Origin of the sequence: Aquimarina longa SW024 (assembly GCF_001401755.1) — a bacterium.
Classification (GTDB): domain Bacteria; phylum Bacteroidota; class Bacteroidia; order Flavobacteriales; family Flavobacteriaceae; genus Aquimarina; species Aquimarina longa.
In genome coordinates this window covers 1-22,086 of record NZ_AVQK01000014.1, presented here as the reverse complement: position 1 = coordinate 22,086, position 22,086 = coordinate 1, and the positions used below count along the sequence as shown (strand labels likewise).

The window sequence follows — 22,086 nt, the reverse complement described above, 5'->3', positions numbered from 1 at the left end:
TATGAATTTACTGGAAAATCAAACTAATTGTTTTTACGTTTCTCATTATTTTTGTATTTTTATAAAACACTGTTTCAATTATTAAAACATTAAAAATGATCACATCATTAAAAGCTAGTTTAGAATACGCCAAAGAGCTGGATCAAAATGATAAAATTTCACATTATAAGGATCAGTTTCACATCCCTAAAGATCATACTGAAAAAGATTGGATATATATGTGTGGTAATTCTTTAGGATTACAACCAAAAAACACTCAACAATACATTCAGCAAGAATTAAATGATTGGGCAGATTTTGGGGTTGAAGGTCACTTTGAAGCTAAAAACCCTTGGATGCCATATCATGAGTTTTTGACAGATGCTATGGCAAAAATAGTAGGAGCAACTCCATTAGAAGTGGTAATCATGAATACTTTAACGACTAATTTACATTTGTTAATGGTATCCTTTTATCAACCGACTACAACTAAGTATAAAATAGTTATAGAAAGTGATGCTTTTCCTTCGGATCGCTATGCTGTAGAATCACAATTAAGATTTCATGGATTTGACCCTAAAGAAGGATTAATAGAATGGAAACCACGAAAAGGAGAAGAACTATTACATATAGACGATTTAGAAACAATTCTTGATCAGCAAGGAGATGAAATTGCTTTATTATTAATAGGCGGACTTAATTATTATACAGGGCAATATATAGATATTAAAAAAATTGCAGAATTAGGACATGCAAAAAACTGTATGGTAGGTATTGATCTTGCTCATGGAGCTGGTAACATACAACCAGAATTACATGATTCTGGAGTAGATTTTGCAGCTTGGTGCACCTATAAGTATTTAAACTCTGGACCTGGTAGTTTAGGAGGTTTATTTGTACATGAAAAACATGCATACAATAGAGATTTAAAACGTTTTGCAGGCTGGTGGAGTCATAATAAAAATACGCGCTTTAATATGCGTCAAGAATTTGATGTTATGCCTGGAGCTGAAGGATACCAATTAAGCAACCCTCCTATTTTATCTATGGCAGCTATCAAAGCTTCATTAGATATTTTTAATGAAGTAGGTATGGAAGTATTAAGAAAAAAGTCTATTGCATTAACAGGTTATTTCGAGTTTCTAATTCATCAAATAAACACCGATAGAATTAAAATCATCACCCCTAGTAATCCCGAAGAAAGAGGTTGCCAATTATCAATTCAGGTAAAAAATGCTGATAAAAGTTTACATCAGAAACTTACAGATCAACATGTTATTACCGATTGGAGAGAGCCAAATGTAATACGCTGTGCCCCTGTCCCTCTTTATAATAGTTTCGAAGATGTATTTAGAATGACAGAAATCTTAAAAACAGTACTTTAATGCAAAAAAAAGAAAATATAATAATCATTGGTGCTGGTTTATCAGGAGCACTCTTAGCATTAAGATTAGCTCAGAGAGGATACCAAGTAACAGTTTATGAAAGTAGACCAGATCTTAGGACTACCGATATATCAGCAGGTCGTTCTATTAATCTTGCGTTATCAGATCGTGGCTTAAAAGCTATGAAAATGGTTGGAATCCAAGATAAAGTAACCCCGCTTTGCATACCAATGTATGGTAGATTAATCCATGATATAAAAGGAAATACATTTACTTCTAACTACTCTGGACGAAAAGAAGAGTATATTAATTCTATTTCTAGAGGAGGTCTAAACAGTTTATTACTAACCGAAGTAGAAAAATATGAAAATGTAGTTATTCATTTTAATAAAAAATGTATTAGTGTAGATATCGAAAATACAACTGCAAAATTTAAATGTTATGACACAAAAGAGGAATTTAAAATAGCTGCAGATGTTATTTTTGGAGCTGATGGTGCTGGTTCTGCACTTAGAAAAAGTTACTATCTAGAAAAAAAGTTTTTGTTTAGCTATTCTCAGAATTACCTAACACATGGATATAAAGAATTAGAAATACCCGCAGATAAAATTGGCAAACACCAGATAAGTAAAGACCATTTACATATATGGCCTAGAGGCGAGTATATGCTTATCGCATTACCAAATTTAGATGGTAGTTTTACAGTAACACTATTCTTATCTTATAATGAAGGAGCATACAATTTTAACAACCTAACCTCTATAGAAAAAGTCACAGATTTTTTTACAACTCAATTTCCTGATGCATTAAAGCTCATTCCAGACATTAATCATGAATTTTTTAACAATCCTACTGGTGCATTAGGAACTATAAAATGCTCACCATGGTCTTATAAAGGAAAAACAATATTAATCGGAGATGCTGCACATGCAATAGTTCCATTTTATGGGCAAGGTATGAATGCATCATTCGAAGATGTCGTTGTATTTGATAAGATATTAGATCAACATCAGGGAGATTGGGAGGCGACTTTTAAAGCCTATGAAAAAGTAAGAAAAGAAGATACTGATGCTATTGCTGATCTAGCTATAGATAACTATTATGAAATGCGAGATCATGTTGCAAATCCACTTTTTAAGAAAAAAAGAAAATTAGAAATGGATTTAGAAAGCGCATTTCCAAGCACCTACTTTTCAAAATATTCTATGGTTACCTTTAATGAAGATATAGGATATGCAAAAGCGATGAAAATAGGTAGAGCACAAGATAAAGCCTTACTAAATCTAATTGTAGATAGCGAAATTGACACTGATAAAGATATAAAACGTATACATAATCAGGTACAAGAAGAGACAAATGAAATACTTGAAGAAGATAAAATCGCAGGATTAAGATAGATATATAGTTACTAAATAAATAAAGAATAAACTCTTAATATTATTAGTCATGAACAAAGGAAAATTAATACAAACTAAAGCTACTCCAAGAGGGAAGTTTCCGCATATAAAACGTGTTGGAGATTTTATATATGTTTCTGGTACCAGTTCCAGAAGACCTGACAATACTTTTGAAGGCGTAGAAGTCGATGAATTTGGGACTACTAATCTAGATATAAAAGCACAAACAAAAGCTGTTTTAGAAAACATTAATGATATTCTCAAAGAAGAAGGAGCTAGTTTAAACGATTGTGTTGATGTAACCTCTTTTTTAGTAAATATGAATGATTTTGGAGGATATAACGAAATATATGCTCAATATTTTGACTATGATGGACCAACAAGAACTACTGTTGCTGTGCATCAATTACCGCACCCACATTTGTTAATCGAAATAAAGATTGTTGCCTATAAAAAACAACCTCAATCTTAATAAAAAACTACATTCATGAGCAATATCATTACTAAAAAAATTCTAAATACCTCCGTAGAAAAAGCGTTTAAGATTTTAGACTGTTTTTCTGTAGATAAGATAGAACTTGGAGTTACTGAAATTGCAAAACAAATAGGTACCAATAAAAGTGCTGTCTATAGAATGTTAGCAACCATGGAAGCGTTAAATGTAATACAGCAGAATCCAGAAAATGAAAAGTATCGACTAGGGCTTAAATTATTTGAATTAGGTCAAAAAGTAGGTATTCATAAAAACTTTATCTCTAAGGCGAGACCATTTATGGAAGAGTTGGTAAAACGAGCAGGAGAAACTGCTCATTTAGCAATTTATAAAAATCAAAAAGTTTATTTTTTGGATAAAGTTGTTGGTAGACACGATTTACAGATCAATTCACAAATTGGAACAGAAAAACCACTGCATTGTACTGGATTAGGGAAAGTAATGCTAGCATATGCAGACCTTGATTATAAGAATAGTATTGAAAATCTTGATTTAAAAATGGTTACCGAGAATACAATTACTGATAAAAGTAAATTAATCAATGAAGTGGAGCAGATTAAGAATAATGGGTTTGCATTAGATTTAGAAGAAAATGAAATTGGATTAGTATGTGTGGCAGTTCCTGTATTTTCTATCAAAGGAAAATTTATTGCTGCTATTAGTACATCAGGCCCCTCCGCTAGGTTTAATAAAAATGAGATTAAAACATATACGGGAGATCTGAAACAAACCGCAGAACAATTAAAACATATTTTCAGTTAATTGAAAAAATGAAGAAAATGAAGAAAATCGAAAACTATATAAACGGCGAGTACAGTACTCCAATAGAAAACCGTTGGATCGATAATTATAACCCATCCACAGGAGAAATATATAGTTTACTCCCCAATTCTTCTGTTACAGATGTACAAATGGCTTATGAGGCTGCAAAAACAGCATTCCCTAGTTGGTCTACAACCTCATTACAGCACCGTAGCGATATCTTAGCAAAAATAGCTTCTTTAATCATAGAGAATCTAGAGTTATTAGCCAATGCAGAAGCCATCGATAATGGAAAACCATTAAGCTTAGCAACTAGTGTGGATATCCCCAGAGCTTCTAGTAATTTTGATTTTTTCGCTCATGCAATTACACAGTTTGCTAGTGAAGCACATGAGAGTATGGGACAAAACGCAATCAATTTTACTCTAAGAAACCCTATTGGAGTTGTTGGTTGTATTTCTCCTTGGAACTTGCCTTTATATTTATTTACATGGAAAATTGCTCCTGCTCTTGCAGCAGGAAATACCGTAGTTGCTAAACCTAGCGAAATTACACCAATGACAGCTTATTTATTAGGCGACATATGTACTAAAGCAGGTCTACCAAAAGGTGTTTTAAATATTGTTCATGGATTAGGAAATACCACTGGTCAAGCGATAATCGAACACCCTGATATCAAAGCGATTTCTTTTACCGGAGGAACCGCTACAGGAGCACATATTGCTAAAACAGCAGCTCCAATGTTTAAGAAATTATCATTAGAATTAGGAGGAAAAAACCCTAATCTAATTTTTGCAGATTGTGATTACGAAAAAATGTTAACCACTACATTAAGATCATCATTTGCTAATCAAGGTCAGATATGTTTATGTGGCTCTAGAATATTTATCGAAAGAACTATTTATGATCAATTTAAAAAAGATTTTATAAAAAAAACAAAAGCTTTAAAAATAGGCGAACCTCTCAATAAAGAAACCAATATAGGGGCATTAGTCTCTAAATCTCATTTAGAAAAAGTAAAATCATACATAGATATCGCAGAACAAGAAGGAGGAACTATTCTCTATGGAGGGGATTATATAACTGTAAAAGGCTATGAAAATGGATATTACTTACAGCCTACTATTATAGAGGTTACTGATTCCAATTGTCGATTAACACAAGAAGAAATTTTTGGACCTGTAGTAACCATTATGCCTTTTGACACAGATGATCAGGCGCTAAGCTTAGCTAATAATGTTCGGTATGGATTATCAGCGACCATCTGGACTAATAATCTAAATCGAAGCATGTACTTAGCCAAACACATACAAGCAGGTATTATTTGGATAAACACTTGGATGATGCGTGACTTACGAACCCCTTTTGGAGGCGTTAAAGATTCTGGAATTGGAAGAGAAGGTGGGTTTGAAGCACTACGATTCTTTACAGAACCTAAAAATGTTTGCATACACTATTAAATAATATATAACCATCAATAATGAATCTAAATCTAACTCATAGAAACGCATTAGTTTGTGGTAGTACACAAGGAATAGGAAAAGCATCAGCAATACAATTAGCAGAATTAGGAGCTAATATTACTCTGGTTGCCCGAAATGAAGAAAAATTAAAAAATGTTATAAAAGAACTTACTACAGATCAAGGGCAATCTCACGATTATATTGTAGTAGATTTTCAAAATCCTGATAGTTTAAAACAAAACATATCTGCGGTTAATAAAACCTTCCATATTTTAATTAATAACACAGGAGGACCTGCAGGAGGACCTGTATTTAATGCATCTATAGAAGAGTTTGAAAGCGCTTTTACACAACATCTAAAATGCAATCATATCTTGGTACAAACTGTAGTGCCTAGGATGAAAATAGAAGGGTACGGCAGAATAATTAATATTATTTCTACATCTGTCAAACAACCATTAAATGGATTAGGAGTTTCTAATACAATCCGCGGTGCAGTTGCGAACTGGTCTAAAACATTAGCTAATGAGTTAGGTGCATTTGGGATTACTGTAAATAACGTATTACCTGGTGCAACAGCAACGGAACGATTGACCGAAATTATAGTAAACAAAACAGCAAAAACAGGAAAATCTATAGAAGAAATTTCTAGTACTATGAAAAATGAAATCCCTTCTAAACGATTTGCTAAACCAGAAGAAATAGCAAATGCTGTAGCTTTTCTGGCATCAGAAGCAGCATCCTATATTAATGGAATAAATCTACCCGTCGACGGAGGAAGAACAAAGTCCTTATAGTTAACTATTTATTAGCATTGAATAACAATCAAAATAGCTAAATTTAATACAATACTATTCATAATAAAATTATAAAATAAAGAAGTAATATGAGTACTCTAGTTACACCAATAAACTTTAAATCCTGGATAGATGAGCACCGCCATTTATTAAAACCTCCTATTGGCAATAAGTGCGTATGGAAAGATGGAGATTTTATTGTGATGGTAGTCGGTGGGCCGAATAACAGAAAAGATTATCACTACAATGAGACCCCAGAATTCTTTTACCAAGTAGAAGGGGATATAGTATTAAAAATAATCGATAATGGAATCCCCAAAGATGTACATATCAGAGAAGGAGATATTTATTTACTACCTCCTAAGGTTCCTCACTCTCCACAGCGAGGAGCCAATACTGTAGGATTAGTAATTGAATATCCCAGAGAAGAAAAAATGATGGATGCTCTAGAGTGGTATTGTGAAAATTGTAATACCCAATTATATCGAGAAGAATTCTCACTAGATAATATAGAGACTGATATGCCTATAATTTTTGATACATATTATAGTAATAAAGACAAGTGTACATGTTCTAATTGTGGAACGGTAATGAGTGCTCCTGAGAAGAAAAAATAAAAACAAAAAAATTTCTGTATAAATCATAAACCTCTATAATGAAAAGAAAACTTCGTATAAACGGTCATTCACATTTATTACCATATCCAGAAGAAATCCCTCAGTTTATGAAAGATAAAGAGATTTTTTGGGTAGATAATGAACGTAAATATATGTTACAAAAAGGGTGGAAACGCCCTGTAACGCATTCTAGCTTTTTCTTAGATGATAAGTTAGAGTGGATGGAACGCTATAAAATTGATCATGCAGTAGTACTCAATCTTTCTCAATTATATGGTAATGGTCTACGATTAGAAGAAATGAAACATGCATTACGTTTTCAGAATGATTTTAATGCTCGTGTGCAACAAGATCATCCTGATAAATTTTCCTGTGGTTTTGTAGTACATCCTGGTTTTATAAATGGGGCATTATGGGAAATGGAACGCTGTGTAGAGGAATTAGGAATGCGTGTATTATGTTTACCTACTCATTTTATGGATTCTATTGGTCAATGGAGGTGTATTTTTGATGAAGAAAATGACCCCATTTTTGAACTAGCTGATAACTATAAACTAGCTATAGAAGTTCACCCCTATGATGGAGATAAAATGATTAAATTAGAGAATGTGTCTTGGCGATTTCATTTAGTCTGGATGTTAGCGCAATGTGGTGATGCATATCATTTTTACACTCTTAATGGAATGCAAAGCCGTTACCCAAATATTAGGACATGCTTTGCTCATGGAGGGCAATTAGCACAGATGAATTTAGGACGTCGCATACAAGGGTTTGATGGAAGACCTGATCTCTTTGAAGGAAAACAACACCCCAGAAAAGCTGTAGGGCATCCCAATATATATTTTGACACTCTGGTACACGATACTGATTCATTAAAGTTAACAGTGGATCGACAAGGTAGTAAACAGGTTATTATGGGACTAGATGACCCATATCCATTAGGAGAAATGGAAAGTGAACCACAATCTTCCTATCCTGGAAAAATTTTAGATTTAGCCTTAGATCGAAAAATTATAACAACAAATGAGTATGACGACATTTGGGAAGACAATGTATTACGCTGGTTATTTGGGAGTGATGAAAAAGCAAAACAAGATTTGATAGATAAGATTTTGGGGAAAGTAAACGCCAGTTAAGCATAGTAAACTCCTATTATAAAAAGTATTCTATAACATCTCATAAAAACATTCAAAAAACACTATAGTGTTACAACAAAATTTAAGCTTATGCATTTTATACCTGAAAAACTCGACACATATGTAGTAAATCATTCGCAAAAAGAACCAGAATTATTACAACAACTAAACCGTGAAACCTATCAAAAAATATTACAACCTAGAATGCTTAGCGGAGCATACCAAGGTAGAGTTTTAAGTATAATCTCTAAACTTATTAATCCTAAAAACATATTAGAAATAGGAACTTACACAGGGTATTCTGCAATATGTTTAGCTGAAGGATTACAAAAAAATGGAGCACTACACACTATAGATATTAATGAAGAGTTAGAAGATTTTCAGAGAAAATACTTTAACCTTTCTGGATATGGAGAACAAATTCATCAACATATTGGAGATGCAACTACAATCATTCCTAATCTGAATCAAAAATTTGATTTAGTATTTATTGATGCCGACAAACCCAATTACCCTACTTATTTTGATTTAATTATTAATAAAATGAATTCAGGAGGGGTAATTTTATCTGATAATGTATTGTGGAGTGGTAAAGTAATTGAAGAAGTTGATACAGATGATATTTCTACAAAAGCACTTTTAAAGTACAATACACTTTTGGCTGAAGATCCGAGAATTGAAACGGTATTACTACCCATTAGAGATGGACTAACAATTAGTAGAGTCATATAAATTAAAAAGTGGAAGTCTCTTTATTAAGAGTACTTCCACTTTAATTTATTTATATACCTATTCGATATGATATTTATTTAACTGCTTTTAAAGCATTAATATTACCATATCCAAACGTACGATTACGATTAGGATAAAACTCTCCTGATTTCTTTAACTTATCTAACACTTGGCTTCTAGTCATGCTTGGATTACGTGCCCATACTAATGCAGCAATCCCTGCAGTAGTAGCTGTTGCAACAGAAGATCCTCCTACGTATGATTGTGTTCCTGTATTAAACCCTATCACTGGTATATGTCTATCAGAATCTGCTTTTTCCATTACAATAGTAAAATCTATTTTTCTTCCATAATGGCAAATATTACATTCTTCATACTTATTATTTCTGATTCCTGTAACAGCTACTGTTTCAGACATATTAGCAGGAAAAATAACACCTACCCAGTTTGTATAACGAGTAGAAGTTCCTCCTGCGGCAACAATCATTTTTCCTTTTCTATAAGCATATTTCACAGCATCTTTTACAACACCTATAGACCAAGGATATCCAATTGACATAGAAATGATCTTAACATCACTTCTGTTTCCTAATGCTTTTAAAGCGTTACTAACTCCCTTTCGCTCATCATAATCATCCAACACTACATCTTCTGTAGCTCTATAGGCTACTAAATTACAATTATAAGCTGCTCCTACAGGCATGGCATCGTCATTCCGAGGCGCTGCCAATGCTCCTGCCATAGAAGTACCATGACCACATTGATCGTTTGCTGAGTCAATATAAGTTCCTAAACGCTCTACTGTTCTTCCATTTGATGCACCGTCATTAAACCCACCACCTAATAAATTTTGGCTTGCTGAGATACCGGTATCAATCAATCCTACAGTTATCCCTGCACCTGTACTATAGTTCCATGCTTGTGGTATTTTATGGATATCAAAATTCCAAGGCAATCTAGCATTAGGAGAAATCACTCTATAATCAGCACTATTAATAGATTCATTATTTCTATTACAGCCTGCTGATTTTTGTTGGTTAGGTTCTTTTTCTTGTAGATATGCTCCATAGCCAATAGGTTCTAAATAGCGAATATGAGAAGCTTTCTGTAAAGCTTCTATTGTTTCTAACTTAGTAATTTTTAGCTCTGTTACATTCAATATTTCGTCTGCAGAGACTATAGAACTTGATTTACTTACTCCTTCTATAGATTGTACAATCGTATATATATTTTCTCTTGCATCATTTAGTTTCACAGAGCGCTTATTAGAAAAGCTTTCTCCCTTATTTCCATAACCTACACTCAAAATCCCATTTCCGTTCATTACGGCGCTCCATAAAACAACTGCTGGCGATGTAGTCCAGTTCATATCACCGTTTTGTTTTAATTCACCTTCTATATGTTTATTAATTTCTGATACAGATAATACTTTTTGAGTCCCAGAAAGATTAGTACTTGGTTCTGATATTTCATTAGGATTTTCTTTTGAGCAAGACAATATAAGAGCTAATGCCCCTATAGCCAGAATACTACTTTTTTTCATTTTTGATTAGATTTTAAAAGTTTTTAATTAAAAAAATTGTGCGTAATTATACTATCACTAATGTACAAGAATTATTTTTCTAAACATTACTTTTAATATTACCTTATAATCATCAAAAAATTAAACGATATGTTTTTTTTAAAAGTGTAAGCATTAATCATATAAAAGAAGGGAGGAGATCTACTATATTAAAACTGGCGTTTTATAGGACCTGTTACTTGATCGATATCTTCTTTTACTTTATCGATTTCTTTTTTTATATCTGTAGTAATATCGGTATCAATTCCGGTTTTTTCTGCACTTTTAGTGATCTCGGTTTTGATATCATTAGTTGCATCTTTAATGACTCTCATTCCCTTACCTAAGCCACGGGCTATTTCAGGAATTTTATCAGCTCCAAAAACCATTACCAATATAAACACTATAAAGGTAATTTCTGTTCCGCTAATAAATAATGGTAAAGTTATCATAAGGTTACAAATATAATCAATTTTGCATAGAAAAAGCCATTCAAAAATCTTTTCGAATGGCTTTTATATTTTCAGGACTAATTATTCAATTATTGTCCTTTTACTTTATTTTTAAACTGTTGAAATTTGCCTAATTTATCCTTCTTTGGCCAACTATTATTAGAGGTATCAATATCTGCTGTCTCTCGGTTAGGATCAACTGTTATTTTAGAGATTTCTTTTTCAGAAGCCATTGTTCTCTTGACTTCTTTATCATTTTTCCTCCATATTTCAGCTGGGTATGTTATTTTCTCTTTTGTACCATCTACATAGGTATATTCTACTATCAGTGGCATTACTAATCCTCCTGGTTTTTCAAAAGTAACTTCATAGAAAAATTTGGGGTTTTTTAGTTTTTTTCGTTCTTCTGACGAAAAATTATCCATCACATATTCTTTTAAGACTATTGGATCTTCTATAATACCATCATTTGATTTAATTCTATTATAATCACTACTTCCATATTCGACCGCAACAACTAAATCCGAGAAATTAGCTCCCGTTAATCTTCTATTTGTTGCAGCAAATTTCTGCGCTTCTAATGTAGGCACTTTAGAGACAACATATTTCTTTACTCCTTTTACTCCTATATCAGTAAAATCAGTTGTATAAAACCACCCTCTCCAAAACCAGTCTAAGTCTACGGCAGAAGCGTCTTCCATAGTTCTAAAAAAATCTTCTGGTGTAGGATGTTTAAACATCCATCGCTTAGAATATGTTTTAAAAGAATAATCAAAAAGATCTCTTCCCATTACTGTTTCTCTTAGAATATTCAATGCTGTAGCAGGTTTAGAATATGCATTAGAACCAAATTGATGAATATTATTAGACTGGGACATGATAGGAGATATAAAACTCTGATCTCCGCTCATATATGGAATTATTTTATATGCAGGTCCTCGCCTAGATGGATATTGTTTATCATTACCTAATGCTTTTGGGTAGGATTCTCCAAAATCCTGTTCTGCAACATATTGTAAAAAAGTATTAAGTCCTTCATCCATCCATGTCCATTGGCGCTCATCACTATTAACAATCATTGGGAAAAAATTATGACCTACTTCATGTATAATTACACTCATCATTCCGTATTTAACATAATCACTATAATAACCATCAGGGTTTGGTCTTCCATGATTCCAACAGATCATGGGATATTCCATCCCTTGATTTTTAGCATGCACTGATATCGCTTTATGATATGGATAATCAAAAGTCATTCTACTATACGATTTTAGTGTACTGGCAACAACTTTTGTAGACCAATCTTCCCATAGAGGGTTTCCTTCTTTTGGATACATAGACACTGCCATAACATCCTTTCCTCCTACTTTAACTGCCATCATATCCCAAATAAATCTTCTAGAGGTAGCAAAGCCAAAATCACGAACATTTTTAGCTTTTAATTTCCATGTTTTTTTCTTTTCAGAAAATATTTTTTCTTTTGCGATAGCTTCCTTTTGAGTAACAATTACAACAGGAACATTGTATGATTTTTTTGCTTTTTCATAACGAGTCATCATATCTTTTGTAAATACCTCTTCTCGATTTACTAGCACTCCTGTTCCATCTAAAATATGATCTGCAGGCACGGTTATATTTACGTCAAAATTTCCAAATGGCAAAGCAAACTCTCCTCTTCCCCAGAATTGGTGATTTTGCCAACCTTCTACATCATTATAAACAGCCATACGCGGGTAAAACTGGGCTATTACATAAGATCTATTTCCATCTTCAAACTCTTCATAGCCTGATCTTCCTTTTCCGTTTACATGATCATTAATATTGTACCACCAATCTATCGAAAAGACAAACTGATCTCCTGCTGCCAAATCTTTTGACATTTCTATCCTCATCATGGTTCCATTAATAGTATGCTTTAAGGGCTTACCATTACTACCTTTTACAGCAGTAATATTAAATCCTCCATCGAAGGGTTCATTTAAATATTTAGTCATAAAACCCTGCTTTGTTGATGCTGGGGCAAATCCTTTAGGTTCAATCAGAGGGGTTTTAGAGCTTTTAGAACGCATATTCTGATCTAATTGCACCCATAGAAATTCTAAATTATCTGGAGAATTATTAGTATATGTAATTGTTTCTTTTCCAGAAATTCTTTTATTCTTATCATCTAATTCAATATCCATTTTATAATCAGCCTGCTGTTGGTAATATGCTGAGCCAGGAGCTCCTGAAGCTGTTCTATACATATTTGGAGTAGCAAACTCATCATACATTTGCTTAAACTTGTTCTGATTGGTATGCCCTAATTCTCGAACATTTTTAGCCTCTCCTTGATTTTGAGCATATGAAATACCTAATATCAAAAAAGTCATTGATAGGACTAAAAGTATTTTTTTCATTATAAAAGTTTTGAATTAAATGTTATAGTGTTGCAAAATAACTGTTTTTTTAAATTATAATAACTATTTATTAAAATTTAACACCCCTAAATGCTTTTCTTTCTGTAGAATAAGGCTTTTACGTTGATTATTCTTTTTTACATGTATAATATTTTGTTGCTCTTCGAATAAGTCCATCAAAATCTGATTTGTAACTTCAATAGTCTCTAAAAAAGAAATGTGTTCTATTTCTAAATAACAAATAATAAGATCATCTTCGTATTCTTTACCTATAAATGTAAAAGGAACTTCTTTATCATTTACTGTAAATTTTAGCTTTTTTGAGATATATAAAGATAGATATTCATCTATTTTAGTATCTTCTTTTTCTCCTACTTCAATTGTCACATCATATCGTTCTTTAAGAAGTTCTTTTATATCATCAATAAAAATTCTAGAAATAATCTGTAGAGATTCTTGTTGTTCATTATACTCCACCTGTGTTACACTTACATAAAATTTATGTATCGTTTTAAAAGAATTTAAAACGAATACTAGTGTTAGCAGAAAAAATAAGGTTGTTTTATTCATTATTAAAAAATTGTAAGAAATTCAATATAACTAATTTCAAACTCCTTATATATAAAATTGTGCCAAATTTAAACGTCTTTTTAAAAGATTAATCAATCTCTTTATGTTTTTTATAGGATACTGCTTTTTTTTCAAAAAACTCTACGAGTGCAAGTTTTTTAGAATTCTGAATAAGATTTTTAAAATAATCATCCTCTGCACAGTAATACATAAAATCTGTAATTAAATTTTTTGGTAGCTTTAGGTTATCTATAAAAAAAGACATATCAAATGCGATTTCTCCTTGCTGTACCAATATATTAAGGTCATCTATTGCTTTAATTCTTTTTAGTTTCTTTAGTTTTCCATTCAAATAATTTATAGGTCGTTCTAATATCCCACTTTTTGCCGTATAAATTCTTCTTTCTACTAATCTTGGTTGGGGTTTGTCACTAAATGGGAGCCCTAATATCTCATTATCTACAAAAGGCTGTAGTTCTACTATAGTCAAATCCTTATCAATATTTCCAGAAAGTTCTATATTACTTACTCTTACTTTAGGCAACTGTTGTATTATAGGGTATAAAGCGATAGATATGTTATCCTTATCCAGATGAGGCTGAGTAATCACAATAGATCTTATCTGATATTGAACTGACGAAAACACTATAGAATCCCCTACACTTGCTCGTATTTCAAAAAATCCTTTTTCATCATTGGTTGCACCAATCTCTTTGGTAAAGTTTACAATATTGATTGCATATCCTTGTAAAGAATCAGCAACAATAACTCCTCTAAAAGTTTCTGACTGACTAAAAACTTGTAATGAAATGATTATAAAAAGGAAATGTATGTATTTTATCATATAAACATCATCAAAATAATCTTTATACTGTAGCAACAGCTAAAGATATATTTATAAAGACGAGATATCCGTAGTAAAATTACAGTGTTTTTGTTGGACTAATCTGTTGACACTTTTTTATGATATAATTTACTCTGATATGCTAAAAACTGCAATAGATCTAATTCTTTTCCTGGTTTAAAATAATCATAATTTAAACCATTATCTTCTGCAAAAAATATAAAATCATTAATTTGATTTATTTCTAAAGCTAAATAATCTTTAAAAAACTGATCATTATACATGTCTCTAACTCTTACATCAATATCAGCAGGGTGGTTTTTCTTTTTAGTGTCATCTTTTGTATCATAAACTAATTTAAATAGATTAACAAAATTTAACCCATTTATGATTCTATTTTCCTCGAATGCATTACTTTTAATAATCGATAATTCATCTGGTCTAAAATTGTAATCTGCATCATTAATTATTGAAGATGTTTCTTCTGCAACATCACCGATACCATTCTCTCTATACCCTATTTTCTTTACATCTACCCTTACATTACCTAATAAATCGTAAGGTGTTACAACCACTTCATCTAGCTGATTGATAGATTCATTAAGAAACACATGTAACCTTCTGTTACGTAATATTCCTTTATCTATTAATATGACAAAATGTTGATACTGCATTGCTACAACTTCAACCCTATCATTAATACCTGCACTAATTTTAAAATTTCCGGTTTTATCCGTAATTGTACCTTTATTAGTACTTCTATTATACACTACTATACCCTCTACATCATCTCCTATAGGGACATTAATTTTTCCGTTAAGTATAATTCTCGAAGTTATTTGCCCTGCAGCAATATTAAATACTAAAAAAAGAAAAAGAACAGCTATTTTTGTTTTCATAATGATTCAAATTAATTTCATTTAAGATACCACATTTTTTTATTTTTATAAAAAAATTGTAGGATAAGAAAACGTTAAACTATTTTCACAAAAGACAATGATAAACTGTATAATTGCCAGCACATCTACACTTCATGGAAGTGGCCCTTTAGAATACATACTAGACACTCTATCAGACCTATATATTAACACTGATGAAATATTATTTATTCCTTATGCACGCCCTGGAGGGATTTCACATGACCAATACACTATAGGCATTCATAATATATTTAAAAAAATAAATAAAAAAATAGTTAGTATACATATGTTTTCTGACCCTATAAAAGCTATAAAAGATGCTAAAGGGATTTATACCGGAGGAGGAAACACGTTTTTATTGGTAGATCAATTATATCGAAATAATGTTATAGATCCATTGAAAGAAGCTATTCATTCAGGAACTCCGTATTTAGGAACTAGTGCAGGGAGTAATATCTGTGGACTTAATATGAAAACCACCAATGATATGCCTATTGTATATCCTCCGAATTTCAAAACATTAAGCATTGTTCCTTTTAATATAAATCCTCATTATCTTGATCCTGATCCGGATTCAACTCATAAGGGAGAAACTAGAGAGACTCGTATCAAAGAGTTCCATAACTTTAATTCACAACCTGTTGTAGGACTCAGAGAAGGAAGCTGGCTAAGAGTTCATAACAATGAAATTATTCTACATGGAAACCTAAGTGCCCGAATTTTTGAAAAAGACAAAACTCCTTATGAGATAGAAACTGGTAGTTCTTTGTCTAAATTGAATTAAAAAACGCTACCATGGATTATCAGCATATTCTTAATAGCATACAGACAGAACTTTCTTCTACTCCATACACAGGAAAAGTAGCATCATACATTCCTCAATTAGAAAAAATAGATCCTAAAAAGTTTGGAATGCATTTATTCTGTATAAATTCTGGTCATTACAATTTTGGTGATAGTAACGAACGTTTTTCTATCCAAAGTATCTCTAAAGTTTTTGCACTAACCAGAGCAACCTCATTAGTAGGCAATGAATTATTTAGACGTGTAGATGTAGAACCTTCGGGAAACCCTTTTAATTCTTTGGTACAATTAGAATATGAAAATGGAATTCCTAGAAATCCTTTTATAAATGCAGGTGCATTAGTTATTTCCGATATTTTAATCTCTCTATTAGATAATCCCAAAAAAGATTTTCTTGATTTTATCCATAAAATCACAGGCACTACTACTATTGATATTAATATCAAAGTTTTTGAATCCGAAAAAACATATAGCCATCGTAATGCTGCATTACTAAACTTAATGAAATCTTTTGGTAATATTAAAAATGATATTAATACTGTTTTAGATTTCTATATGTATCAATGTGCTATAGAAATGTCTTGCAAAGAATTATCTACTGCGTTTATGATATACGCTAATGGAGGCAAACGATTACTTGATGGTGAGCAAATAATCCCGTCCAGAAAAGTAAAACGTATTAATGCTATAATGCAAACTTGCGGTTTTTATGACGAAGCTGGAGAATTTAGCTTTAGAGTAGGTTTACCCGGTAAAAGTGGCGTAGGCGGAGGAATTGCTGCTATCCATCCAGGACAATATGCCGTGACAGTCTGGAGCCCCCCATTAAACCCTAAAGGAAATTCTGAATTAGGAATGTATGCTTTAGAACGATTAACAACTTTAACAGGATTGTCTATTTTTTAAAAAAATGTATGATTCTAAAATGAAGTCAGATGTAGTATTACAAATAATTTTATCTAAATTGCATTAATCCTAGACAAAAAACTCCTTTTCGGCTAATCAAATAAAAACCAAATGGCGAACCCTATCGAACAACAAAGAGAACATTTTGAGAATATCTCTGAAAAATATTATAACGCTAGAAAATCCACTAACCATCTATATTTAAAAGAATTAATGTGGAGTTTTTTTTTCAAGAATAAAAGCCAATTAAAAAACAAAAAACTTTCAGTTTTAGAACCGATGTGCGGATATTCTGAAGGAAAATCTATATTAGAACGCAATATAGGTGTTTTGGGATCCTATGAAGGGTTTGACTATAGCTCTGTTTTAATTGAAAAAGTAAAACAAACAAATGAAAATCTTAATGTATACGTTCAAGATGTGTCTACTTTTAAAAGTGAAAAAAAATTCGACATCATTATTATTATAGGAGGATTACATCATGTCCCATCTATGTGTGATGCCGTCGTCAAAAATTTAAAAAATAATCTCTCTCCTGATGGTGCATTTATTGTTCTAGAACCTACTCATAATAATATCATTTTCAGAAAAATAAGAGAACGCATTTATAACAAAAACACATTATTTGATCAAGAAACTGAAAAAGCTTTTAGATTGAAAGAATTAAATGATTTATTCCTTGATAATGGATACAATTTGGTTGATCAAATGTATCCCGGCTTACTTTCTTATATTTTATTTTACAACCCTGATGCTTTTCCTTTCTTAAATATCGGCGGAAAAGGTTTGGTTAAATTATTTTTTAAAATCGATTCATTTTTCTTCCGAAATTATATAGGCAAAAAACTATCCTTTGCTACACTAAGTATGTTTTCTATACATTAAGAAACGTTATCGGTTTGTTTTTTCACCAAGTATAACGGTCTTGCTTTTGTCTCATTAAATATCCGAGACACGTATTCTCCTATAATAGAAGAAATTAGCAATTGTATTCCTCCTAAAATTAGTATTGTAATAAGAATAGAAGTCCATCCTTCTACATTAACTCCTACAAAGTAATTATATAATATAAATATTGCGTACACTAATCCTGTAATAAAGAATATTAAGCCTAGATACAAAGAGATTCTCAAAGGTTTTGAAGACATACTCGTGATTCCATTTATAGCCAGCTTAAACATTTTTTTAAATGTGTAAGATGACTTTCCAGAAAATCTAGGATTAGCTTTGTATTCAACAACTCCTTGATCAAAGCCTATCCAACTTACAAGCCCTCTTGTAAAACGATCATGTTCTTTGATACTTAAAAAAGCATCAACAGTCTCTCTACTCATTAATCTAAAATCTGCTCCAAAAGGCTCTACCTTTGTATCAGATAATTTATTAATGAATATGTAAAATAATTTAGATGTTTTTTTCTTAAAAAAAGAAGTTGATGCATCATCAATCCTTCTCGTATTTACAATATCATACCCTTCTTTATATTTCTGAATCAATTCGGGAATAACCTGAGGAGGGTGCTGTAAGTCTCCATCTAAAGTGATAATAACATCTCCGGTTGAGTTTTCTAAACCTGCTAGTAACGCTATTTGATGTCCAAAATTCCTAGATAAAGAAATACCTTGTACAAAATCATATTGAGTAGATTTTTTTTCTATCTCTTTATAAGTACCATCCTTACTGCCATCATCAACAAAAATAACTTCATAAGCATAATCAAATGAATCAATAACTTTTTTCAACTCATTAAACAACTCTTCGATATTACTCTCCTCATTATAACAAGGTACAACTATAGATAATTTTGATAACTTCATTATAGGGATCTAGTTATTTTTTTTCTTAACCTCTCTTATTAACATAGATATATATTCCTGTTTCACTTTATATCCAAGTTTTTTTGCTTGTAAAGCATCTTTTAAAGCAAATTTCCATTTATTAGTACTCACTCTTGCAATTGATCTAGAAAAATAATATTTTGATTTTTCATCATCCATATCAATAGCTTTAGAAAGATATTTTTCTGCCTTTTTATATTTTTTCATTACCAAATAACTATGACCCAATAAATAAAAAATATCACTACTTGGTTTATTATTTGATACTTCTATAATTCTCAAAGCATCTTTTATTGTTTCATTGTATTGTCTTTGTTTAAAATAAAATTGAGCACGCTCATTTAAATATTTAACATTATTAGGAGACATCACTAAAAGCTTATTCAAATCTGCCAAGTACAAATCTTTTTTATCAGTAATAAAATGTAAAAACGCGCGATTTTCATATGCCTGTTCATAATATGGGTTTATTGAAATTGCTTTAGAAATATGGTATAAGGCACTATCATATTGTTTTCTCTCGTAATACACTTTTGTGATATTACTATGCGCTAAATAATATTTTGGATCAATCTTTAATGCTTTCTTATATAATGTATAAGCTGTATCTATTTTACCTAAATTACGATAATAAAAACCTAAACTATTATAAGCATAAGCATTATCTGGGTTAACCTCTAATACCTGAGTCCATAAATTTCCATTATTTTTAAAAACAGTCACTCTATTAAATGATATTATTGAAAATGAAAATATAAACAATAAGAATGAAATCAAAAAACCAACTTTATTTATAAATACTTTTTTTAAATAAAAAAGAAATTGATACAATATCACAGAAAAACCAATTACAGCAACATAAGTATACCGGTCAGCCATGTACGTATCCCTTAGGTGAAAAAAAGCGAACGCCAAACCAAGACTTAAAAAACCAAATAACCATAAAAAACCAAATCTAACTATTTTGTTTTTGAAAGCAATATAGCCTCCCAAAATCAAAAACCCAATAGTAATTAATATCGTAAGAAAAGAGGTCTTTGATCCTGCACTTGGATATGGATAAGAAAATGATAACTCAAATGGAAATAAAAAGTTATAACCATACGACAAAATAGTTTTAGCCAACAATCCTACTTTATCGTATAATGAAACATTCCTATCAATAATACTAGGTCCTCCTGTCTTAGTTACCTCTATAGTTATCAAACCAAAAATTAGCGCTATAATAGCCCAAAAAATCATTTCTATTATGAATTTTCTATTCATAATAGAATCCGATTTCATCATATGAATAAGAAACAAACCTACTGGAAACAAAATAGCTTGTTCTTTTGTTAGAAAAGCTAATATATAACAAACCAAAACCGGAATTAATCGGTATTTCCCAAAGTTATTATCCAGATATTTCAAATAAAATAAATACCCTAAAAACATAAAAAACACAGCATTTCTAAAAATAACAGAAATCCAGCCAATTGTTTCTACCTGCATAGGATGTATCGCAAAAAACAAAACAACTATAACAACAAGTAATCGTTTCTGAAAAACACTATCAAATATTTTAAATAACAAAAAGACATTTAAAAGATGTACAAATAATGCACTTATCTTGAAAGCAGTTGCATTTTCACCAAAAAAATAATACAAAAAAGAATGATAAACTTCTCCTAATGGAGAATATTGTCCTCCTTGTAATGTAGTAAATATATTTTTTATGGATTGCCAGGATAAATTAGTTACATTTTCATTTTCGTATATATACCAATTATCATCATAGGTTAAAAATTCAGAACTTGTAAAAACTGGGCTAAAAACGAGTAAGCTTATTATAATAATACTTATTATAATTTTTTGTGAATTGACTTTTTCCAAGATTTCTTCATAATTGATCAAAAAATCTTTTGTTTTCATAACCTCTATTTTCTGTAAATATAATAAAATATGAGAGGCTTAATAAGATTCATAAACCATCTACATCAACAATACGAATAAGTTTATAGTATATAATATAACTAAATAAAAAATGTCCTATCAAAAATAATAGGACATTGAGCGGGAGACCAGGTTCGAACTGGCGACATTCAGCTTGGAAGGCTGACGCTCTACCAACTGAGCTACTCCCGCCTTAAAAAGGAATGCAAATATAAATGTTTTTTTAAATAAAAAAAGTAAAATCTTAAATAAATAAAAAATCTAAATCTTAAATAAATCAAAAAAAAGAGTGTTTTAAAACAGTTTTTAATCGGAAAAAATTGCTTTTAATCCTTAAAAATGTATATTTTAGCTAATTTTATTATTATATTTATCAGAGAAAACATGATATTGTAATTACTTGATTAAAATATAATTAATTATTGTTTATTTGTTTTACATGTATGGTATTACCGTAGTTTTTTACCTACTTTAAGTTTATAGTTATAAGAAAACCCCATTTATTATGAATATAAGAATTACCCTAATTTTACTTATTTTCTTAAATTTCAGCACAGTGTTTGCGCAAGTAAAAGTTGGAGATGACCCTGATGTTATAGATTCTTCTTCTCTTATGGAACTACAAAGTACTGATAAAGTATTTGTACTTTCGAGAGTAACAGATGCCCAAATGAACCTAATCACTCCATTAGCTGGAGCAATGGTATATAACACTACCCAAAATTGTGTATATCAATATAGTGGCTCTATATGGCAATCGTTATGTACCCCCATGGAAACTATCACCTTTGTACTAGAGAACAATAATGGTACATTTACCTACACTAACGAAGACAACGTCGCTGTTATAATCAATAAAGCACAACTTAGAAATAATGGGGATGGAACTTATACTTTTGATAATGGAAACGGAAGTCCCATTAACTTTGTAGGCACTGATAACCAAGATGCTACTGAAGTAAACTTAAATCCCCCCATCGATGTAGATGGAGATAGCACCCTAGAAACAACAGTTCAAGAAGCTATTGAAGATTTAGCAGCTGATATCGATAATAATACAACCAATGCAAGTTTAACGGAAGATGGAACAAATCTG

At 31.1% G+C, this 22,086-nt stretch carries 20 protein-coding genes, 1 tRNA gene and 1 pseudogene; 13 read left to right on the top strand and 9 right to left on the bottom strand.

What is annotated here, in order from left to right; genetic code table 11:
- Window positions 1–95 precede the first annotated feature (95 nt).
- The 9 genes from kynU (at window position 96) to N456_RS01220 (ending at window position 8,761) form a co-directional block, all read left to right on the top strand.
- Window positions 96–1,364 carry a kynureninase gene (kynU, locus tag N456_RS01260; protein ID WP_062053076.1) on the top strand — a complete coding sequence of 423 codons (1,269 nt, stop codon included), beginning with the start codon at window positions 96–98 and terminating at the stop codon, window positions 1,362–1,364.
- The gene (locus tag N456_RS01255; protein WP_062053074.1) at window positions 1,364–2,761 is read left to right on the top strand and encodes an FAD-dependent oxidoreductase; all 1,398 of its coding nucleotides are present in this window, start codon (window positions 1,364–1,366) and stop codon (window positions 2,759–2,761) included. The genes kynU and N456_RS01255 overlap by 1 nt, the downstream gene beginning before the upstream one ends.
- 49 nt (window positions 2,762–2,810) lie before the next feature.
- Entirely contained in the window at window positions 2,811–3,233 is a 423-nt protein-coding gene (locus N456_RS01250; RefSeq protein WP_062053072.1) for a RidA family protein, read from the top strand.
- Window positions 3,234–3,248: 15 nt separating this feature from the next.
- Window positions 3,249–4,016, top strand: a complete 768-nt coding sequence (locus N456_RS01245) for an IclR family transcriptional regulator (RefSeq protein WP_062053070.1) — start codon at window positions 3,249–3,251, stop codon at window positions 4,014–4,016.
- Between the two features lie 17 nt (window positions 4,017–4,033).
- Entirely contained in the window at window positions 4,034–5,476 is a 1,443-nt protein-coding gene (locus N456_RS01240; protein WP_062053068.1) for an aldehyde dehydrogenase, read from the top strand.
- Between the two features lie 20 nt (window positions 5,477–5,496).
- Entirely contained in the window at window positions 5,497–6,276 is a 780-nt protein-coding gene (locus N456_RS01235) for an SDR family oxidoreductase (protein ID WP_062053066.1), read from the top strand.
- Window positions 6,277–6,365: 89 nt separating this feature from the next.
- The gene (locus N456_RS01230; RefSeq protein WP_062053064.1) at window positions 6,366–6,893 is read left to right on the top strand and encodes a 3-hydroxyanthranilate 3,4-dioxygenase; all 528 of its coding nucleotides are present in this window, start codon (window positions 6,366–6,368) and stop codon (window positions 6,891–6,893) included.
- 38 nt (window positions 6,894–6,931) lie between these two features.
- The gene (locus tag N456_RS01225) at window positions 6,932–8,029 is read left to right on the top strand and encodes an amidohydrolase family protein (protein WP_082422392.1); all 1,098 of its coding nucleotides are present in this window, start codon (window positions 6,932–6,934) and stop codon (window positions 8,027–8,029) included.
- Between the two features lie 90 nt (window positions 8,030–8,119).
- Window positions 8,120–8,761: an O-methyltransferase gene (locus N456_RS01220; RefSeq protein ID WP_062053060.1), complete on the top strand. Its 642-nt coding sequence runs from the start codon at window positions 8,120–8,122 to the stop codon at window positions 8,759–8,761.
- Window positions 8,762–8,834: 73 nt separating this feature from the next.
- Here N456_RS01220 and N456_RS01215 read toward each other — a convergent pair whose 3' ends face one another.
- From N456_RS01215 to N456_RS01190, 6 genes are all read right to left on the bottom strand, one after another.
- Window positions 8,835–10,304: a S8/S53 family peptidase gene (locus tag N456_RS01215; RefSeq protein ID WP_062053058.1), complete on the bottom strand. Its 1,470-nt coding sequence runs from the start codon at window positions 10,302–10,304 to the stop codon at window positions 8,835–8,837.
- A gap of 188 nt (window positions 10,305–10,492) precedes the next feature.
- Window positions 10,493–10,774, bottom strand: coding sequence for a Sec-independent protein translocase subunit TatA/TatB (locus tag N456_RS01210; RefSeq protein ID WP_062053056.1), 282 nt, complete (start codon window positions 10,772–10,774; stop codon window positions 10,493–10,495).
- 89 nt (window positions 10,775–10,863) lie between these two features.
- Entirely contained in the window at window positions 10,864–13,176 is a 2,313-nt protein-coding gene (locus N456_RS01205; protein WP_062053053.1) for a M1 family metallopeptidase, read from the bottom strand.
- Between the two features lie 63 nt (window positions 13,177–13,239).
- Window positions 13,240–13,746 (bottom strand): DUF6702 family protein, encoded by a 507-nt coding sequence (locus N456_RS01200; protein ID WP_062053051.1) that lies wholly within the window; start codon window positions 13,744–13,746, stop codon window positions 13,240–13,242.
- Window positions 13,747–13,834: 88 nt separating this feature from the next.
- Window positions 13,835–14,626 carry a hypothetical protein gene (locus N456_RS01195; protein ID WP_062053049.1) on the bottom strand — a complete coding sequence of 264 codons (792 nt, stop codon included), beginning with the start codon at window positions 14,624–14,626 and terminating at the stop codon, window positions 13,835–13,837.
- A 62-nt stretch (window positions 14,627–14,688) separates the two neighbouring features.
- A complete protein-coding gene (locus tag N456_RS01190; protein ID WP_062053047.1) occupies window positions 14,689–15,489 on the bottom strand; it encodes a carboxypeptidase-like regulatory domain-containing protein in 801 nt (266 codons plus the stop codon).
- A 97-nt stretch (window positions 15,490–15,586) separates the two neighbouring features.
- Here N456_RS01190 and pepE point away from each other — a divergent pair, with 97 nt between their 5' ends.
- The 3 genes from pepE to N456_RS01175 all read left to right on the top strand — a co-directional run bounded on the left by pepE (window position 15,587) and on the right by N456_RS01175 (window position 18,105).
- Window positions 15,587–16,294 (top strand): dipeptidase PepE, encoded by a 708-nt coding sequence (pepE, locus tag N456_RS01185; RefSeq protein ID WP_062053045.1) that lies wholly within the window; start codon window positions 15,587–15,589, stop codon window positions 16,292–16,294.
- Window positions 16,295–16,305: 11 nt separating this feature from the next.
- A complete protein-coding gene (locus tag N456_RS01180; protein WP_062053043.1) occupies window positions 16,306–17,220 on the top strand; it encodes a glutaminase in 915 nt (304 codons plus the stop codon).
- A 111-nt stretch (window positions 17,221–17,331) separates the two neighbouring features.
- On the top strand, window positions 17,332–18,105 hold the full coding sequence (locus N456_RS01175) for a class I SAM-dependent methyltransferase (RefSeq protein WP_062053041.1): 774 nt from the start codon (window positions 17,332–17,334) through the stop codon (window positions 18,103–18,105).
- On the opposite strand, the gene N456_RS01170 is transcribed toward N456_RS01175, so the two are convergent.
- The 3 genes from N456_RS01170 to N456_RS01160 all read right to left on the bottom strand — a co-directional run bounded on the left by N456_RS01170 (window position 18,102) and on the right by N456_RS01160 (window position 21,182).
- Window positions 18,102–19,037 (bottom strand): glycosyltransferase family 2 protein, encoded by a 936-nt coding sequence (locus N456_RS01170; RefSeq protein WP_062053039.1) that lies wholly within the window; start codon window positions 19,035–19,037, stop codon window positions 18,102–18,104. The genes N456_RS01175 and N456_RS01170 overlap by 4 nt on opposite strands.
- Window positions 19,038–19,046: 9 nt before the next feature.
- Window positions 19,047–20,969: a tetratricopeptide repeat protein gene (locus N456_RS01165; RefSeq protein WP_062053037.1), complete on the bottom strand. Its 1,923-nt coding sequence runs from the start codon at window positions 20,967–20,969 to the stop codon at window positions 19,047–19,049.
- A gap of 140 nt (window positions 20,970–21,109) precedes the next feature.
- A tRNA-Gly gene (locus tag N456_RS01160) sits at window positions 21,110–21,182 on the bottom strand.
- 313 nt (window positions 21,183–21,495) lie between these two features.
- On the opposite strand from N456_RS01160, the pseudogene N456_RS01155 reads away from it, so the two are divergent.
- A pseudogene (locus N456_RS01155) lies at window positions 21,496–22,086 on the top strand (hypothetical protein); the annotation flags it as partial.

Excerpts from the sequence above, each read along its gene's own strand:
- N456_RS01220 (WP_062053060.1), top strand. The coding sequence starts at position 8,120 with ATGCATTTTATACCTGAAAAACTCGACACATATGTAGTAAATCATTCG.
- N456_RS01225 (WP_082422392.1), top strand. The coding sequence starts at position 6,932 with ATGAAAAGAAAACTTCGTATAAACGGTCATTCACATTTATTACCATAT.
- N456_RS01245 (WP_062053070.1), top strand. The coding sequence starts at position 3,249 with ATGAGCAATATCATTACTAAAAAAATTCTAAATACCTCCGTAGAAAAA.
- N456_RS01165 (WP_062053037.1), bottom strand. The coding sequence starts at position 20,969 with ATGAAAACAAAAGATTTTTTGATCAATTATGAAGAAATCTTGGAAAAA.
- N456_RS01235 (WP_062053066.1), top strand. The coding sequence starts at position 5,497 with ATGAATCTAAATCTAACTCATAGAAACGCATTAGTTTGTGGTAGTACA.
- N456_RS01215 (WP_062053058.1), bottom strand. The coding sequence starts at position 10,304 with ATGAAAAAAAGTAGTATTCTGGCTATAGGGGCATTAGCTCTTATATTG.
- pepE (WP_062053045.1), top strand. The coding sequence starts at position 15,587 with ATGATAAACTGTATAATTGCCAGCACATCTACACTTCATGGAAGTGGC.
- N456_RS01175 (WP_062053041.1), top strand. The coding sequence starts at position 17,332 with ATGGCGAACCCTATCGAACAACAAAGAGAACATTTTGAGAATATCTCT.
- N456_RS01210 (WP_062053056.1), bottom strand. The coding sequence starts at position 10,774 with ATGATAACTTTACCATTATTTATTAGCGGAACAGAAATTACCTTTATA.
- N456_RS01255 (WP_062053074.1), top strand. The coding sequence starts at position 1,364 with ATGCAAAAAAAAGAAAATATAATAATCATTGGTGCTGGTTTATCAGGA.
- N456_RS01230 (WP_062053064.1), top strand. The coding sequence starts at position 6,366 with ATGAGTACTCTAGTTACACCAATAAACTTTAAATCCTGGATAGATGAG.
- N456_RS01170 (WP_062053039.1), bottom strand. The coding sequence starts at position 19,037 with ATGAAGTTATCAAAATTATCTATAGTTGTACCTTGTTATAATGAGGAG.
- N456_RS01250 (WP_062053072.1), top strand. The coding sequence starts at position 2,811 with ATGAACAAAGGAAAATTAATACAAACTAAAGCTACTCCAAGAGGGAAG.
- N456_RS01240 (WP_062053068.1), top strand. The coding sequence starts at position 4,034 with ATGAAGAAAATCGAAAACTATATAAACGGCGAGTACAGTACTCCAATA.
- kynU (WP_062053076.1), top strand. The coding sequence starts at position 96 with ATGATCACATCATTAAAAGCTAGTTTAGAATACGCCAAAGAGCTGGAT.
- N456_RS01190 (WP_062053047.1), bottom strand. The coding sequence starts at position 15,489 with ATGAAAACAAAAATAGCTGTTCTTTTTCTTTTTTTAGTATTTAATATT.
- N456_RS01180 (WP_062053043.1), top strand. The coding sequence starts at position 16,306 with ATGGATTATCAGCATATTCTTAATAGCATACAGACAGAACTTTCTTCT.
- N456_RS01205 (WP_062053053.1), bottom strand. The coding sequence starts at position 13,176 with ATGAAAAAAATACTTTTAGTCCTATCAATGACTTTTTTGATATTAGGT.
- N456_RS01200 (WP_062053051.1), bottom strand. The coding sequence starts at position 13,746 with ATGAATAAAACAACCTTATTTTTTCTGCTAACACTAGTATTCGTTTTA.